Raw genomic sequence first — 16,384 nt, forward strand, 5'->3', positions numbered from 1 at the left:
ATATCCGGGGAAGCCTCAGGCCGCGGACAAACCCGCGGCATTTGGCGACGCGCGCCAGCCTTTCCATTCCAGTTCCGCGAACACGAATACGGCCAGCGCCTGCACCACCAGGTAAGCCTTGCCCAGTCCCGTGATGGGCGTCACGCCCCCAAAGGCCAGAGCCAAACAAGCCAGGCCCCAGGCCGTGTTGCCGACCACGATGAACGGCAGCAGCCACGACCACACACGTGCAGCGCGCGCCATAGCAATCAACAATGCCACATAGCCCACCAGAAAGACAGCACTGCCTACCAGCAGCGGTGTACCCAGGCCGAGCCATTGGCCCAGGGCAGCAGTGCCGAGCAGTTGAAGGGCCGCTGCAGCGGTGCACGTGATGGCATCCAGCAGAAGCACGCGGCGCAGAAATGGAGTGGGATGGATCGACAGCATGGCGGTTCTCCTTGCAATGCCCCGGCCGAATGGCGCCAGAGCGGGTGGAACGGGCCGCATGAAAATTGAGCCCGCGTGCCGCCAGATTAGGCCCCGGAGCGCGCAGCGTCGATTACCTCCCAGGTCATGGACGCAGAGCCCGCAGCGCGCGCTCAGTCGGTTCGTCAGCCGGATAGAAGAGCTCCACGCACAGCTCATCCAGCGTCACATCGCGTGGCGTGCCGAAGCTGGTGAGCGTGGTGAACAAAGAAAGCCGGCCAAGGGGCAAATCCAGCACGCAGGGCACCAACAACACCGGCCGCCCGCTCTCCGGACGGCTGGCGTCCAGCGCGGCGCGTACGCCCGGATAGGCCAGGACTTCACGCTCCAGTTCGACCAGGGCCATATCCCCGCTGGCTTCGATCGACCGGCGCAGGTTGTGCAGCAGATGCGCCGCCCACTCGTCGAAGTTGACCGTAAAGCGCGCCAGGCCCTCGGGATGCAGGCTGGCACGGTAGACGTTCAGCGTGGGTGCGCTCAGTTCAGGCGCGATCAATCCCGCCAGAGAACGCGCGGCCTCATTGACCAGCACCGCATTCCAGTACCGGTCCAGCACCAGGCCCGGGTACGGTTCGTGGGCGGCCAGCAAGCGCTGCAAGTGCTCGCGCACCGGGTTCATATCGGCCGTTTCCAGCGGACGCTCGGGATAGTGCGGCGCGTACCCTGTGGTCAGCAGCAGCGTATTGCGCTCCCGCAGCGGCACGGAGAGGCGCTCGGCCAGGGCCAGCAGTACCTGCGGGCTGGGGCGCGACCGGCCGGTTTCGATGAAACTCAGGTGGCGCGGCGAGATACCGGCGTCCAGCGCCAGCTCCATCTGGCTCAGGCGGCGGCGCTGGCGCCAGTCGCGCAGCAACGGGCCAACCGCATGGGCCGCCGGATTGGAGGCAGCCGTGCCATGTAGCGGCGAGGGGTGCATGAAAATCTCCTTGCTGCGGCGGTACACCGCACATCCACGTAACCATACCCGTTTTACCAGCACGGCCTACCGGCGCGAAACGAGCCATGGGCGGCTAAAATTACACTGTTTACCGAAAGCTGCCGCCTCCGCAAAGCGCCCTCGGGCAAGACCTTACCAATTTTGATCTCTGCTATAAAAAAATGACCCACGTCGTTACCGAAGCCTGCATCCAATGCAAATACACCGATTGCGTGGACGTGTGCCCGGTCGATTGCTTCAAGGAAGGGGCCAACTTCCTCACCATCGATCCCGATGAATGCATCGACTGCGCCGTCTGCATCCCTGAGTGCCCAGTCAATGCCATCTACGCCGAGGAAGACGTGCCCAAGGATCAGCAGCATATGATCAAGATCAATGCCGAACTGGCCGTTTCGCCCAACTACAAAACCATCACCAAGCGCAAGGAGCCTCTGCCCACTGCTGAAGAGTGGAAAGACCGTACCGACAAGCTCCCAGAGCTCAAGCGCTGAAATCGCATTGGTCCGTCCGGACTGTATTTAAACGTCCCCAGCGGCTCCTGTTCCCGGCGCCCTGTTGACAATAATTTCGACAAAGAACGAGCTGGCGCAGCTTTGATCTGCGCCAGCTTTTTTGTCGCTGCCCCCAAGGACAAAAGAACACCCTCGAAGAGCGAAGGACCAAGCGCGGCAGGACCACGCACAGCGGGGAAGCGCGGGGTCCCGGGACGCCCCTACCCTTTCGGCGACCAGACCGCCGGCACCCCCATCTCCTGCAACACCTCGCGGGTGTGCTCGCCCACCAATGGTGCCGGGCGCCGTTTGGCCGGCATTTCTCCCACTGCTCGGAAGGGGGTGCGCGTTAACGTGACATCACCGGCTGCGGGGTGATAGACCTGCTCGGTAAAGTCGGCATCCGCGAAAACCGGAGATGCAACCACCTCCGAATAGTCGTTGATTGGCGCACAGATGATGTCGACCTCCTCGAAGCGCTCCAGCCAGTCGCTTCGTGTACGTCGCACCATGCGCTCCTCCAGCAGTGCGACCAATTCCTTGCGGTGCGCGATCCGTCCAGACATGTCCAGGAAGCGGGGATCGGACAGCAGTTCGCAGAGTTCGAGCACATGGCATAGCGCCTCCCAGCGGGAGGGATGGTAGGCGGCCAACATGATCCAGCCATCCGCACAGCGTACCGCCTCGTTGGGTGCGGCATAGGGCGCGGCGCTTCCGATGGGCAAGGGCACTATTCTCTCCGCAAAATAGCTGGCGAAACTTGACTCCTGCAATGCAATGGCCGACGCGAACATGCCTACATCGATCCATTGCCCAACGCCTCCTCGCGCGCGGCGCGCCAACGCCCCAAGAACCCCGATGGCAGCCGTGTAGCCAGTCACCATATCGACGACCGGAACCTGCACCTTGCTGGGTGGCGCGCCGGGCAGTCCCGTGATACTCATCAGCCCGGAGATAGCTTGCAGCGCACCGTCCACACCGGGCTTATGTTTCCACGCGCTCTGCTGCCCGTAAGCGGAAATTGAGCAATAGATCACGGCAGGATGGCGCTGCCGGACATCCTCGTAGCTCAATCCAAGGCGCTGCATGACCCCAGGACGGAAGCTTTCCACCACAACATCCGCGCTGGAAGCCAGTTGAAGGGCCGCTTCGCGCTGCGCCGAATCTTTCAGATCAAGCGCCACACTGCGCTTATTCCCGTTGAGTGCCAGGAAAGCGAGGCTCTGCCCCGCGACAAAGGGCGAAAGAGCTCGGCCCAACTCCCCCTCAGGAGCTTCGACCTTGATGACATCCGCCCCGAGATCGGCAAGTATGTGCGTGCATACCGGTCCCGCCGCAATCTGGGTGAAGTCGACAATACGCACATCCGAGAGAGAATCGCCCAGCATTCCAATGACTCCTTTGCTTATGCCACGCGGCCGATGGCAGGTTGTTACTGAGCGACCGCAGCGCGGGCTAAGGTAACGTCCTGCTCCGGCATTCCGCCTGATGCGCCCAAGCCACCGATCAAAGCACCCGCCTCGTCAAACAACGGTACTCCGCCGCCTACCAGCAGCAATCCACCATGATGGATGTGATCGAAATGTAAGGCTGGCTTTCCGATTTCCAGTGGTGCGTTCAAGGCCTCGGTGGGAGTTTGAAACATCACTGAGGTGCGTGCTTTCGCGATAGCAAGCTCATTCGATGCCAGCCAGGCGCCATCCATCCGCGCAAAAGCAATTAGGTTGGCACCTTTGTCAAGGACTGCAAAGACGGCCTTCATACCCGCAGCTTCCGCGGCCGCACAGCCTTTCGCCACCAGGCGTTGCGCGTGTTCAAGCGTGAGCTCAGACATTCTGAGTCCACTCCATTTCTTGCCACTGCTTGGCAACAGCAATCGTGCCCATAGGACGCATGGTCCGATAGAGATGCTCCTCAGCCGGAATGATCTCAACCATCGCATCTATCATGTCCTTCGGATCGGACTGATCCGCCAAAGCGCTGCCGAAGTCTGGTATGGGAACGACGGCTCGCTCGGCTTGGTACCACTGAACATGGCTTTCTGCGCCTGTATCGTTGAAGCCGGTGCCGAAGAGCCCGGGATTCACGGTGGCAACCTTGACGCCGTAGGGTTCCAATTCGGCCTTCATGGCTCCCGCAATGCCCTCAATGGCGTGCTTCGTCGCGCAATACACGCCCACGAACGGAATGACAAGAATCCCGCCCATCGACGAGGTCCACACCACCTTGCCGGACTTGCGCGCCGCCATTTTTGGCACGATACCCTGCACCAGCTGCATATGGCCGAAGACATTGATCTCGAACGATTCACGCACTCGCTCCATCGGGATGTCGACGACCGATCCACTCTCCATGATGCCTGCATTCAACACCAGCACATCGGGGTCGCAGCCCGCCGCGTGCGCAATATCGATGCTATCCAGGAGGTTGAGCTTGATGACTTCAAGCTTGATACCAGCGCTGGCGGCGTCCGCGCGCAGGCTCCTCACCTGAGGCCAGGTTTCGGCGGTCGCAACGACTTCATGGCCGCGACGGGCGAGCTCGATCGCTGCACCGCGGCCAAAGCCTGAGCTGGCACCAGTGATCAGAATTTTCTTGGACATAAGTTTCCTTTTTTTCCGTACTGCCGGTCGTGGATACGCCCCCATCCAAGGGGAATCTGCGAGGCCGGGTTCAGCACTCCGCATCCATCAGTGTAGGCACCCGGTCTCTCGCGAACAAGGCATCTTTCACGGCAATAATTTGTAGAAAAACTAAATCATCACAATCTTCGAAGGCAGGAGGACCAGATGCCTCCGTATCTCTGCCGTCTGTGAACGCCACAAGGATCCGGCTGCTACCGCGGCTCAAGCGTTTCCGCAATGGCTGCCTGTATGGCATCGCGATGCGGATCGAGCTGGCGGTCGTGATTGGCGTTGTAGTTGTGCAGCGCCAATGTGAGCAGCTTGGACGCGTCAGCCGCGCGAATGCCGCAGTCGTGTAGGTCCGTGTGCCAGCCTTGCTTCTGGAAATCGCATGCCACGCGGGCTGCGACGAACTCGGCCAGCCCGGCGCTGGAGCTGCCCTCCGGCAACGCCATCCCGAGGGCTTCCCCCAGTGCGCGCGTCACTTCTGGAACGCAGGCACCAAGCGCCCGGATCATGGCAGGTGCGAAGGCGGCGTACCCACGCGGCTGCGTGACTCCGTCGTAATGGTTGAAGACAGCCACGGCACAAGCGTAAGCAGCACGCGCCAGCAAATGGCAAGCCCATGGACGACCGCCGTCTTCCTCATCCCGGTTTTGCAATAGGCCAGCCGCGCATAGATCTATCAGCGCAGCGGCGCCACCTTCCACGCCCAATCTGGGATACGACTGCCGAGCAAGATACCAGGCATGACGCCGGCTGGCCTGAGCCATCGGATTGGCATTCTCGACAGCCCCCATGCACATGAGGCCCCACCAATAGATCTCGAAACTGGTGGAACGAGCCAGTGACAATGGCGCTGTCGCCAGCGCTCCGGAATCCCAGAAAACAGCCTGCGGCCGCGTCTTGGGGTCAAAGAATTCGAGATGATGCGCCTCGCCCCGATAACGCACCGCAGACCCGCCCCGGTTTTGCGCTGAAGAGGGCGAGGTCAGGACATTGAAGATAGGCATCTTCGGCGCTTCCAGGCGCTGGCTCACGGCTGGCCCATTCTCTCGGTGAATGGTTGCCATCTCGGCCAAGGAACGATTCTCCCCGAGCAACATGGCCACTACTCTTGTACCCTTGATGACACTGCCCGCTCCCACGGCGATCAATGCATCTGCCTTGAGCTCACGTGCCTTGACGGCGGCCTCTCCAATGGTCTCTGCCGGTGCCCCTTCCGAAATGCCGGAGAAAAGACCTGCGACCCGGCCTCCGCTCAGGCTCTCGATCCGCTGAGTCAAATCAGTGCGCTCATGGACGCTGCGCCCACACAGTATCAGCGCACGCGATGCGCCAGCCCGCCGCAACTCCTGATGCAACTCGGCCAGCGCGTTGTCTCCTGCATGAACCCTCAATGGGTAATTGCGCGTATGGAAATTGTGAGTAAGGGATTGGTCTCGGTGCATATCGAAGCAAGGAGCAGTTGAAATCAGCAGCCAAGCGTAGGCACAGGCGGGCTTGACCACAATGCAGATTTAGTTGCGCTTTCGTTGAGTACACCTATAACTTCGGCCACCACTTGCGGCGTAGCGAAAGGCAGCAGCATGGTGCTAATGAATTCCATGCTTGAAACCCTAGGGCGTGTTAATTAACACGTCCTGGTCTTGGTAAGCAGCCCAAAACCGAGCTAACCTATCGCGTTCCGTATAAGGTCTCAGGCTTGGCACAACTTCCTGCAGAGCTTGACGCCGTTTTTTGCGAGACCGCATGCCTCTCCTCCCAAACGCCACTCCACCGCTTGAAACCGATGTAGCCATCATCGGTGCAGGCCCCGTGGGGCTTTTCGCAGTATTCGAACTCGGGCTGCTCGGGCTCTCGGCTCAGGTCATCGATGCCCTGCCTCGCATAGGTGGCCAGCCGGTGGAGTTGTATGCCGACAAGCCTATCTACGACATTCCCGGCGTCCAGGTGTGTACCGGGCAGGAACTAGCTGACCGGCTGGCGCAGCAGATCACCCCCTTCCATGCGCCTCTGCATCTGGGTCATCGCGTGGACGCGCTCGTGCGGCAGGAAGACGGCCGCTTCCTGCTGACCACCCGCCAAGGAATGCGTCTGCTGGCCAAAGCCGTTTTCATCGCCGCCGGCGTGGGGGCTTTCGAGCCGAAACGGCTCAAGATCGAAGGGCTCGACGCCCTGGAAAACCACCACCTTTTCTATGCTGCGCCCAGCATGGAGCAGATGGCAAAGTGGGTTGGCCAGCACCTGGTCATCATCGGCGGCGAAGATTTGGCACTTGAGCAAGCCATCCGCATCGCCACCGCAAGCAGCCCCAAGCCCTCCAGTGTCACCCTGCTGCACCGGCGGGACGGCTTCCAGGCCGAGCCTGCCACCGTGGAGCGCTTCCGCGCGCTGTGTGCCGAGGGGCGGCTGAAGTTCGCCATTGGCCAGGCCCAGGGCTTCGATGCGCCCGCCAGCCGGCTGACCGCCCTGCACGTGCTGGGCTCGGACGGCCAGGTTGGCCCCCTGCCAGCCGATGCGCTGCTGGTGCTGCAGGGCTTCAGCCCCAAGCTCGGCCCCATTGCCGACTGGCATCTGGCCATGGAGCGCAAGCAACTGGTGGTAGACACCGAGAAGTTCCAGACCAGCGAGCCCGGCGTCTTTGCCATGGGCGATGTCAACACCTACCCAGGCAAGCGCAAGCTCATCCTCAGCGGCTTCCATGAAGCCACGCTTGCCGCCTTCGCCATTGCCGAACAGCTTGCCGGCACACCAGTGCCGCTGCAATACACCACCTCTTCCACCCTCCTGCACAAGCGCCTGGGCCTCGCTCCATGAACACCTTGACCGCACCCACGAACGAAGCCCTGGCGCCCGTCGCCCTTCAGAGCCGGGCCTTTGGCTGGCGTGACCACGCTTCGCTCTGGTTCAGCCTGGGCGTGGGCCTGCTCGTGATGCAGGTGGGGGCCTACCTCATGCCCGCGCTGGGCACCAAGGAGGCTGTCATCGCCATCGTGTTCGGCTCGGTGCTGGGCGCCGGGCTGCTAGGCTGGGTCGCCAAGCTCGGCTGCGACAGCGGGCTGTCGAGTGCGGGCCTCATGCATGCCGTCTACGGCCGCCGCTTCGCGAGCTTGCCCATCGTGCTCAACATCGTGCAGTTGCTGGGTTGGGGGGCGTTCGAGCTCGTGGTCATGCGCGACTCCACCGTGGCGCTGGCCAAGCAGTCCGGGTTGATCGATCCTGCCAGCGCATCCACGTACGCGCCAGTGATCGCCACCCTGCTCTGGGGCGCCGTCGTGATCGCGCTTATCAGCGGCAGCATGGTGAAGCTGGTGCGCCAACTCATTTCGCGCATCGCCCTGCCGCTGGTGATCCTGTCGCTGCTCTGGCTGTCCTGGCAGTTTCTTTCGCTGGCCCACACTCAAGGACTCTCGGCGCTCTGGAACCGCCAGGGAGAAGGCGGCATGGGCGTGCTGCCCGCGCTTGACCTGGTCATCGCCATGCCGATTTCCTGGTTACCGTTGGTGGCCGACTACGCCCGGCACGGCCGCGGGGGCAATGCCGCGCTGCGCGGCACTTGGCTGGGGTACGCGGTGGCCAACATGTGGTGCTATGCCCTCGGGGTCCTGGTGGCGCTGGTGCTGCCCAGCGAAAACCTGGTGGCCGCCCTGCTGCTGGCGCAAGGCGGCCTGATCGCCTTGTCGCTCATTCTCATCGACGAGGTGGACAACGCCTACGGAGACGCCTACTCCGGCTCCGTATCCGCCCACAGTCTGATCCCAGCCTGGAGCGTGCGCCGCTGGGGCCTGGTTATCGCCGCGGCCTGCACCGCTTTTGCCCTGGTGTTGCCCATGCACAGCCTGGAGCCCTTCCTGATGCTCCTCAGCTCCGTGTTCGTGCCCCTGTTCGGCGTCATTCTGGGCCGTCTGGCCTTCGGTGCCAATGCGCAGCGCCTGCTGGACCATGCCGGCAGTGTGCACTGGCCTGCCACGCTGATCTGGCTGGCAGGCATTGCCTGTTATCACCTGCTGCCCAAGGCGGCTCCGGCAGCGGGCTCAGCCTTGCCCACGCTGGCGCTTTGCTTCGCGCTCTCGATGCTGACGCGGCCCCGGTCGAACGGCTCACTGGACCGCTGATAATCACTACACGGAATCGTTCAATCCACAACAAGAGGGGTCATTTCATGCAGATCAAAGACAAAGTTTTCATCGTCACCGGCGGCGCATCCGGCCTGGGCGAAGGCACGGCACGCATGCTGGCGGCCGAAGGCGCCAAGGTGGTCATCGCCGATATGCAGGCCGAGAAAGGCGACGCCGTAGCCAAGGAGATTGGCGGCGCTTTCGTGAAGTGCGATGTGAGCAGCGAAGCCGACGGCCAGGCCGTGGTGGACAAGGCCACGTCGATGGGCAAGCTGATGGGCTTGGTGAACTGCGCGGGTATCGCGCCGGCTGAAAAAACGGTGGGCAAGAACGGCCCGCACAAGCTCGATGTCTTTGCCAAGACCGTCATGGTCAACCTGGTGGGCTCCTTCAACATGATTCGCCTGGCGGCCGACGCCATGGCCAAGAATGAACCCGAGAGCACCGGGGAACGCGGCGTGATGATCAGCACGGCAAGCGTGGCCGCCTACGACGGGCAGATCGGCCAAGCCGCCTATTCGGCCAGCAAGGGCGGCGTGGTAGGCATGACGCTGCCGATCGCACGCGATCTGGCGCGCAACGGCATCCGCAACATGACCATCGCCCCTGGTATTTTCGGCACGCCCATGCTGTTCGGCATGCCCAAGGAGGTGCAGGACGCGCTGGCGGCTGGCGTACCCTTCCCTAGCCGCCTGGGCACACCCGCGGACTACGCCAAGCTGGCCAAGCACATCATCGAGAACGACATGCTCAACGGTGAAGTGATCCGCCTGGACGGCGCCATCCGCCTGGCACCGAAATAAGCCGCCCCACGCTCCTGGCGGGCTAAGCCCGCTTGGCGAACCAGTTCCACGCGGCGCCTACCGCCATCAGTACGCAGGTGCCGAGAAATACCGCGCGCATGCCGACGTGCCCGCCAACGAAGCCCCCCAGCAGCGGCCCGGCGACCTGGCCGACATACTGGGCTGAAGTCGAGTAGCCGAGCATGTTGCCGGCGACCCGCTCGGGTACGTTATGGCGGATCACGCTCGCGATGCATGGCAACAGGCCGCCGAGCGACAGCCCCATCAGGAAGCGCAGGCCCACCAACTGCCAGCCCTCGGTCACGAAGGCCTGCGGAATCAGCAGCACCGCCGACACCGCCAGGCAGCCGACGATCACATTCCAGTGCCCCACCCGGTCGGCAAGCCGGCCCAACCATGAGGCCGAGAGGATACTGCCCAGCGCGGCTGCCGACATCACGACGCCAGCGGTCATGGTCACGCGGGCCGGATCTTCGACCAGGGTGGCGACGTAGACGGTGATGATCGGCTCGATCGACATATTGGCCAGCATCAGCAGCATGCCTGTCAGGAGCATCGCGGTCAGCGGCCCTTTGTCGGGCACCGCGGCCCAGCCGCCCGAAGCGGCGGCTGCACGGGACTGCGACGGCTGGCGATCTTCCCGAATCAACAAGGCGGTGGCAAGAAAAGCGACGAAGATGACGCCACCAGCCGCGAAAAAGGTCGCGCGAATCCCGATCAGCGGTGGCAGCGCTCCGCCCACCAGCGGGCCAACGAGGTTGCCAGCCATGATCGCCGACGACAGCGTACCCAAAGCCCAGCCCGAGCGCGCCTTGGGCGTTTGCGTGGCCACAAGCACCATCGAGCCCGAGGCGTAACCACCCAGCAACCCAGCCAGCAAACGCAAGCCCACCAGTTGCCAGACGTCGCCCACCACGCCGATCAGCGCCATGGCCACCGACATGCCGAGGCTGGCGCGGATCAGCATCAGTTTCCGCCCATAGAGGTCGGCCAGCCGCCCCCACAACGGCGCGACCAGCGCAGCCGTGAGAAAAGTCGCGCCGTAGGCCGCACCGGACCACTGCACGATGGCCGCGTGCTCCTTCACGCCGAGTTGCTCGACGTACAGCGGCAAAAAGGGCAGGAGCAGCGTCATCGCCACAATGGTGGTGAAGGAGCCGAACATGCACACGAATAGATTGCGCCGCCAGTGCTCGGAATGAGTGGCCGGCGCGGGGATTGAAGGTGGCGAGAAAGGCGGTGCGTCCGTGTTGGAAGTCCTGAATGTCATGGCATTGATTGTCCCGCCGGAACGGCCAGTCCACGCCAACCGTTCAAGGCGCCCCCCATCGCCACCGGGCAAGACAACGATCGGATAAACGTTGCCAGGCAGACTTCCAGAATACTGGTGATAATCACAGACATGTCATCCAGCCCAGATACCCTCGCCTTCCTGCTGGATCAGCTCGGAGGCCTGCCCGCCCTGCGCACGCGGCGCATGTTCGGGGAATACTGCGTGTATGTCGATGACAAGCCTGCCGCTTTCCTGTGCGACGATCTGTTGTACGTCAAACCCACTGAGGCCGGCCAGGCGCTGATGAACCCGCCTGTGTGGGGACGCTTCTACGAAAAGGCCAAACCCTATCTGCTGGTCACACCCGACCGCTGGGACGACCGCGAATGGCTGCGCTCACTGCTTTTGGCCACGGCCGATGCACTGCCCAGGCCCAAGCCCAAAGCCCCACCTAAGGCCAAACCCAAATCAAAAGCCGCCAAACCCAAGCCCAAGCCATAGGCCTGGATCCGGCGGGTTGCCTCAGCCGCGTCAGCCGGCGGCGTTGCCTGAAGTGAACACACCGCCGTACTGGCGGCGCAGCTCGTTCTTCTGCACCTTGCCCGTGCCGCCCACGGGCAAGGATTCGATGAAGACCACATCCTCGGGCACCCACCACTTGGCCACCTTGCCGGCCAGGAAATCGAGAATCTCCTGCTTCTCCAGCGATTGCCCCGGCTTGCGCACCACCAAAAGCAGCGGGCGCTCGTCCCACTTCGGGTGCTTGATACCGATGACAGCGGCCGAGGCCACGGCGGGGTGCGCAATCGCGGCGTTTTCAAGGTCAATGGAGCTGATCCACTCGCCGCCGCTCTTGATCACGTCCTTGGTACGGTCGCGGATGGTCATCAGGCCGTTGGGCTCGATAGTGGCGATATCGCCCGTGGGAAACCAGCCGTTCACCAGCGCGCTTTGGTCGGATTTGTAATAGCGCTCCACGATCCACTGGCCGCGCACCATCAGCTCACCCTGTGACACGCCATCGCGCGGGAGTGTGGCGCCGTTTTCATCCACCACCTTGATCTGGACGCCTGGCACCGTCTTGCCTTGGCGCGCCGCGAGCGCATAGCGCTCTTCGTCCGGACGGGTCCAGTCTTCAGCGGACAGGTTGGTCAGCGTGGCAATGGCGGTGGTTTCCGTCATGCCCCAGCCGTGGCGCACATCCACGCCGTAGAACTGGTTGAACTTGGTGATGAGCGCCAGCGGCATGGCCGAGCCGCCCACACAGGTACGCCGCATGGTGGAAAACTTCAGGCCGCCCTGCTCCATGTGCTGCAGCAGGCCCATCCAGATGGTGGGAACGCCGGCACTGACCGTGACCTTCTCGCTTTCCATGATGTCGTACAGGCTTGCCCCGTCGAGCTTGGGGCCCGGCAGCACCAGCCGGGCGCCGGACATCATGGCGGAATAGGGAATGCACCACGCATTGATGTGGAACATCGGTACCACCGGCAAAATGCTTTCGCGCGTAGACAGCCCCAGCACATCGGGCATGCACGACACCACGGCGTTGAGCACGATGGTCCGGTGCGAGTAAAGCACGCCCTTGGGATTGCCCGTGGTCCCCGAGGTGTAGCAGAGCACGGCGCCGGCCTTCTCATCGAACTCGGGCCACTCGAAATGCTCGGGCTGGCCAGCGATCAGTGTCTCGTAGGCGTGTAGGCCCGGCACGCCAGCCAGCTCGGGCATATGCGCCTGATCGGCCAGGCAGACCCAGGCTTTGACTTGCGGGCATTTCGGTGCAATGGCCTGCACCAGCGGCGCGAACGTGCTGTCGAAAAGCACGACGCGGTCTTCCGCGTGATTGAGGATGTAGATCAGTTGTTCCGGATGCAGCCGAGGGTTGCAGGTGTGCATCACCATACCGCTACCCGACACCGCGAAGTAGGCCTCCAAGTGGCGGTGGTTGTTCCATGCGATCGACGCCACGGCCTGGCCCTGCTCCACCCCGAGCCCGCGCAATGCATGGGCCAGCTGCGCCACACGCCCGGCAGTCTGGGCATATGTCTGCCGCACCATGGGGCCGTGGGTCTCGCGGGAAACGATTTCCTGCGTGGCGTGCTGCGCGGCACCGTGCTCCAGGATGCCCGATATCAGCAACGGGCGGTCCATCATCAAACCTGGTTGGATCATAAAGCGTGGATTCGTGTTGAGGAAGGTTCAGGGAAAGGAGATCGGCCAGTATGTACCAACTGTCCGGCACATAGTCACCATGCCCTGTTTTTTCATCTTCCGCAACACCCTGCACGATCCATCACGATCTTCCCGGGCATCTGCCCAAGAAAGTCAACCCTGGGAAATATCCCGGTCCTTCGTCTCCGGCAGCATACGCCACAGAACAAGGCCGCAGAGCGCGGAAACGGCGGACAGGTACCACGCCGGGATATTCGGATCGCCGGTGTATTGAATCAGCGCGGCCGCGATGAAGGGCCCCGGGCCGGCCAGAATCGCCAAGGCCACGTTGTGCCCGACCGCGGCGCCTGATGACCGGATGGAGGCGGGAAATACTTCCACCAGAAGCACCACATCCATGACGGCGGTAATCGCCACCAGAGCAGCCAGCACGATCAGCGCCACCAGAATGGCGATGTAATTCCCTGAATTCATGAGCAGGAAGATCGGATAGGCCAGCACCGTCAGACCGACCGCTGACCCCAGAAGCAAGGAGCGGCGGCCAATGCGGTCGCTGAGCTTGCCCACCATCTTGTGGAAAACGGCATAGAACACCAGCGAAATGCTGCACAGCCACAGAGAAGCCGCTTTGCTCAACCCGACGGTCTGTGTCAGATGGTTGTTGGCGTAGGTAATGAAGTAGTAAAGCGACACGCCGAACAGCGCGGAGAACGCAAACGTGATGACGAATGCGCGGATCTTTTCCGAGCGCGGCACGGCATCGATTTCATTGTTGGCACGCCGGCGCTCGACCTCTTCATACACAGGCGTATCACCCAGCCGGCGGCGAATGTACATGGCCACCCCGGTCATGAAGATCGACGCCACGAATGGTAGCCGCCATCCCCAGCTGGCCACATCGGCGTCCGACAAGCTCGCCGAAATGACGGCCGCCACCAGAGTGCCGCACAGGAAGGCCAGGCCGGCCGTGCCCGTGATCACCGCGGCAGCCTGGGCACGCCCGTTCTTCGGTGCGCTTTCGACGATATAGATGCCGGCGCTGGACCACTCTCCACCGACCATCATGCCCTGAATGAAGCGAAGCAGCACCAGCAGGGCTGGGGCCGCGACGCCCAGCGTGGCATAGCCGGGCAGCAAGCCGATCAGGGTGGTGGCCAGTCCCATCCCGAACACGGTGATGATCAGCACGGCACGCCGCCCCAGGCGGTCACCCAGAGGCCCCAGCACAACAGCCCCCAGGGGCCGTGACACGAACCCGACGGCAAAGACCGCCAACGAGGACAACAACGAAACCCCCGGCGCTGACGAGGGGAAGAAGGTCGCGCCGATCAGGGCCGCAAAATACCCGTAGATCGCGAAATCGAACCACTCCATGAAGTTACCGATACCGACGGCGAGCGAGCGCCTGCGCATATCGTCCTGCCCAATGCCGCGCTCCGCGTGCCCCGATGCCGCTTTGATGGCCGCCATGTTTTTCATTTACCTTCCCACTCTTCTCAATTGAATCAATCGGCCTTGAAAACGACCGGCTGCATTGGTGACGTATTGACGGTGACCTTGAACAAATCCGGGCGGGAGTAGTGCCCGCAGACATCGAAATCCAGGTTGCTGGCGCGGCCCACGCCGGTATCGATATCCGCGTAGATGATGGTTTCAGCATCGAATACGGGGCCAGCCAGGACCTTGCCCAGCGGATCCACGATCATGCTGCCGCCTCGCATGATGTAGTCCTCGTCCTTGGCATCCATTCCAAAGTCATCGCGGTAGGAAGCGGGGTATTCGCCCAGCTTGATAGCCTGGCACGCGCTCAGCACATGCACCCGCCCTTCCACTGCGATATGGATCACGGTGGACGCCCAGGTGGGGCGGTCGTCCGCCGTCGGCGTGCAATATATTTCGGTGCCTTGCGCGTACATGGCCTGCCGGAAAGCGGGCATATAGTTTTCCCAGCAAATCACGGAGCCAATGCGCCCCAGCGGGGAATCCACGGGGGCAATGGTCGATCCATCGCCAAAACCCCAGATGATCCGCTCCTGCCCCGTGGGCATCAGCTTGCGGTGGTAGCCTGCCACGCCGGATTCGGGCGACAGCGTGACACTGGTGCAATAAAGCGTGCGGCCTACTCTCTCGATCAGGCCCATCACCACGTGAACGCCCGTGTCGGCAGACACCTCCTGAAGCAGTGCCAGCTCAGGGCCGTCCAGCGTGACTGCCCCGTCCATATAGCGCTTGAAATGGGCTCGCCCGATGTCCGATCTGCGCCCCACCAGGGTGCCGAACGAAGATCCCTTGGGATATCCCCCCAGAAAAGCCTCTGGGAATACAGCGAGCGAGGCGCCTTCCGCGGCGGCGGCGCGAATCAATCCTGCTGCTTTTTCGGCGCTCTTCTGGGGCTCGAACGGAATGGATGATGCTTGAATGACAGCGGCCTTGAACACGAATTCATACTCCTGATGTAACGGCTGCGCAGAGCGCCGGGTGTCCTCCAATTTTTACGAGGTGTATCTGTCCTGTCCATGTGAACATGCAGAACATGGCGTTCCAATAAACTGCACACACCCTCTCCACCGTTCCACGCACCATGCAGATCGCCACCCACCGCTACTTCCTCGCGGTCGCCGAGACCGGATCTATCCGGCGTGCGGCCGAGCAGGCGCATATCAGTCCGTCTGCCATCAGCCGCCAGATTCAGCTTCTCGAACACGCTTTCCAAGCGCCGCTGTTCGAGCGGAACCAAACCGGCATGACGCTTACGGAAGAAGGCCGCATCGTGGCCGAGCAGATGCGCAACAGCCAGCGCGACATGGACCTTGCGCGCGCGCGCATCGATGAGTTGCATGGATTGATGCGCGGCGGCGTGAGCTTCGCCTCGATCGAGGGGGTCATGGCGGCATGGCTGCTACCCGGTATTGCCGAATTTCGCGCCATGCATCCGGGTATCACGTTCGATGCCCGCGTCACGGGGTCCGAGCAGGTGCTGCGCATGGTCCGCGAGGATATGGTCGACTTCGGCGTGGCCCTGGCACCGGAAGAACACACCTCCGATGTGCAGGTCGTGCGCAGCTTCGAAACTCGCTATGTCGTCGCGGTGGCGCCGGGCCATGCGCTGGCCAAGCATAGGCGTGTCAGCTTGAAAGCACTGCTCACACAGCCGCTGGCTTTGCTCGACTCGCGCTTCGAGACAAGGCATTGGCTGAATCAGGCGGCGATGCGTCAGCATTTGCCACTGAAGGCGGTCATCAACCTGGATCACATCGAGAGTATCAAGCGAGTGGTGCGTGACGGCGATGTCGCGACTGTGCTGCCTGACTATGCGGTGACTGGTGAAGCGGCAGTTGGTGATCTGGTGATGATCGAATTGACGGGCACTTCGGTGGCGAGGACTGCCACTGTGCTGTGCTCCCGGAAAGGCCGTGTGCAGACGCGCGCTGCGCAGGCGGTTATTGATTTGCTTGCGGGTTCTGCGCCGGCTTAAGGGCGTGTTCGGATTTTTCT

The 16,384-nt window shown here is 62.5% G+C and carries 16 protein-coding genes; 6 read left to right on the forward strand and 10 right to left on the reverse strand.

Annotated elements, in window-relative coordinates; translation table 11 throughout:
- Positions 1-15: 15 nt before the first annotated feature.
- Together WJU18_RS20405 and WJU18_RS20410 are read right to left on the reverse strand one after the other, a co-directional pair.
- Positions 16-429: a hypothetical protein gene (locus WJU18_RS20405; RefSeq protein WP_423455200.1), complete on the reverse strand. Its 414-nt coding sequence runs from the start codon at positions 427-429 to the stop codon at positions 16-18.
- A 124-nt stretch (positions 430-553) separates the two neighbouring features.
- Entirely contained in the window at positions 554-1,384 is an 831-nt protein-coding gene (locus WJU18_RS20410) for a helix-turn-helix domain-containing protein (protein WP_423455202.1), read from the reverse strand.
- Positions 1,385-1,566: 182 nt separating this feature from the next.
- Here WJU18_RS20410 and fdxA point away from each other — a divergent pair, with 182 nt between their 5' ends.
- Positions 1,567-1,896, forward strand: a complete 330-nt coding sequence (fdxA, locus tag WJU18_RS20415) for a ferredoxin FdxA (protein WP_423455204.1) — start codon at positions 1,567-1,569, stop codon at positions 1,894-1,896.
- A 221-nt stretch (positions 1,897-2,117) separates the two neighbouring features.
- Here the strand turns inward: fdxA and WJU18_RS20420 are convergent, their stop codons facing one another.
- From WJU18_RS20420 to WJU18_RS20435, 4 genes are all read right to left on the reverse strand, one after another.
- On the reverse strand, positions 2,118-3,284 hold the full coding sequence (locus WJU18_RS20420; protein WP_423455206.1) for a CaiB/BaiF CoA transferase family protein: 1,167 nt from the start codon (positions 3,282-3,284) through the stop codon (positions 2,118-2,120).
- A gap of 44 nt (positions 3,285-3,328) precedes the next feature.
- A complete protein-coding gene (locus WJU18_RS20425) occupies positions 3,329-3,730 on the reverse strand; it encodes a GlcG/HbpS family heme-binding protein (protein ID WP_423455207.1) in 402 nt (133 codons plus the stop codon).
- Complete coding sequence (locus tag WJU18_RS20430) at positions 3,723-4,499, reverse strand: SDR family oxidoreductase (protein WP_423455209.1); 777 nt, start codon at positions 4,497-4,499, stop codon at positions 3,723-3,725. Before WJU18_RS20430 ends, WJU18_RS20425 begins: the two co-directional genes overlap by 8 nt.
- Before the next feature lie 233 nt (positions 4,500-4,732).
- Positions 4,733-5,920: an iron-containing alcohol dehydrogenase gene (locus tag WJU18_RS20435; RefSeq protein WP_423455210.1), complete on the reverse strand. Its 1,188-nt coding sequence runs from the start codon at positions 5,918-5,920 to the stop codon at positions 4,733-4,735.
- Between the two features lie 352 nt (positions 5,921-6,272).
- Here WJU18_RS20435 and WJU18_RS20440 point away from each other — a divergent pair, with 352 nt between their 5' ends.
- The 3 genes from WJU18_RS20440 to WJU18_RS20450 are packed head-to-tail and all read left to right on the forward strand — an operon-like array spanning position 6,273 to position 9,444.
- Positions 6,273-7,340 carry an NAD(P)/FAD-dependent oxidoreductase gene (locus WJU18_RS20440; RefSeq protein WP_423455211.1) on the forward strand — a complete coding sequence of 356 codons (1,068 nt, stop codon included), beginning with the start codon at positions 6,273-6,275 and terminating at the stop codon, positions 7,338-7,340.
- Positions 7,337-8,638 (forward strand): purine-cytosine permease family protein, encoded by a 1,302-nt coding sequence (locus WJU18_RS20445; protein ID WP_423455212.1) that lies wholly within the window; start codon positions 7,337-7,339, stop codon positions 8,636-8,638. Before WJU18_RS20440 ends, WJU18_RS20445 begins: the two co-directional genes overlap by 4 nt.
- Before the next feature lie 47 nt (positions 8,639-8,685).
- Entirely contained in the window at positions 8,686-9,444 is a 759-nt protein-coding gene (locus WJU18_RS20450; RefSeq protein WP_423455213.1) for a 3-hydroxyacyl-CoA dehydrogenase, read from the forward strand.
- A gap of 22 nt (positions 9,445-9,466) precedes the next feature.
- On the opposite strand, the gene WJU18_RS20455 is transcribed toward WJU18_RS20450, so the two are convergent.
- Complete coding sequence (locus WJU18_RS20455; protein ID WP_423461056.1) at positions 9,467-10,609, reverse strand: MFS transporter; 1,143 nt, start codon at positions 10,607-10,609, stop codon at positions 9,467-9,469.
- Positions 10,610-10,846: 237 nt separating this feature from the next.
- On the opposite strand from WJU18_RS20455, the gene WJU18_RS20460 reads away from it, so the two are divergent.
- Positions 10,847-11,218, forward strand: coding sequence for a TfoX/Sxy family protein (locus WJU18_RS20460; RefSeq protein ID WP_423455214.1), 372 nt, complete (start codon positions 10,847-10,849; stop codon positions 11,216-11,218).
- A gap of 30 nt (positions 11,219-11,248) precedes the next feature.
- Here WJU18_RS20460 and WJU18_RS20465 read toward each other — a convergent pair whose 3' ends face one another.
- From WJU18_RS20465 to WJU18_RS20475, 3 genes are all read right to left on the reverse strand, one after another.
- Positions 11,249-12,889, reverse strand: a complete 1,641-nt coding sequence (locus tag WJU18_RS20465) for a long-chain-fatty-acid--CoA ligase (RefSeq protein ID WP_423455216.1) — start codon at positions 12,887-12,889, stop codon at positions 11,249-11,251.
- A 153-nt stretch (positions 12,890-13,042) separates the two neighbouring features.
- The gene (locus WJU18_RS20470; RefSeq protein ID WP_423455217.1) at positions 13,043-14,359 is read right to left on the reverse strand and encodes an MFS transporter; all 1,317 of its coding nucleotides are present in this window, start codon (positions 14,357-14,359) and stop codon (positions 13,043-13,045) included.
- A gap of 35 nt (positions 14,360-14,394) precedes the next feature.
- Positions 14,395-15,327 (reverse strand): carbon-nitrogen hydrolase family protein, encoded by a 933-nt coding sequence (locus WJU18_RS20475; RefSeq protein WP_423455218.1) that lies wholly within the window; start codon positions 15,325-15,327, stop codon positions 14,395-14,397.
- A 143-nt stretch (positions 15,328-15,470) separates the two neighbouring features.
- Between WJU18_RS20475 and WJU18_RS20480 the strand changes: the two genes are divergently transcribed.
- A complete protein-coding gene (locus tag WJU18_RS20480) occupies positions 15,471-16,364 on the forward strand; it encodes a LysR family transcriptional regulator (protein WP_423455219.1) in 894 nt (297 codons plus the stop codon).
- The last annotated feature ends 20 nt before the right edge of the window (positions 16,365-16,384 follow it).

The sequence above is a fragment of the Ottowia sp. VDI28 genome, from assembly GCF_049532675.1.
Taxonomy (GTDB): domain Bacteria; phylum Pseudomonadota; class Gammaproteobacteria; order Burkholderiales; family Burkholderiaceae_C; genus Ottowia.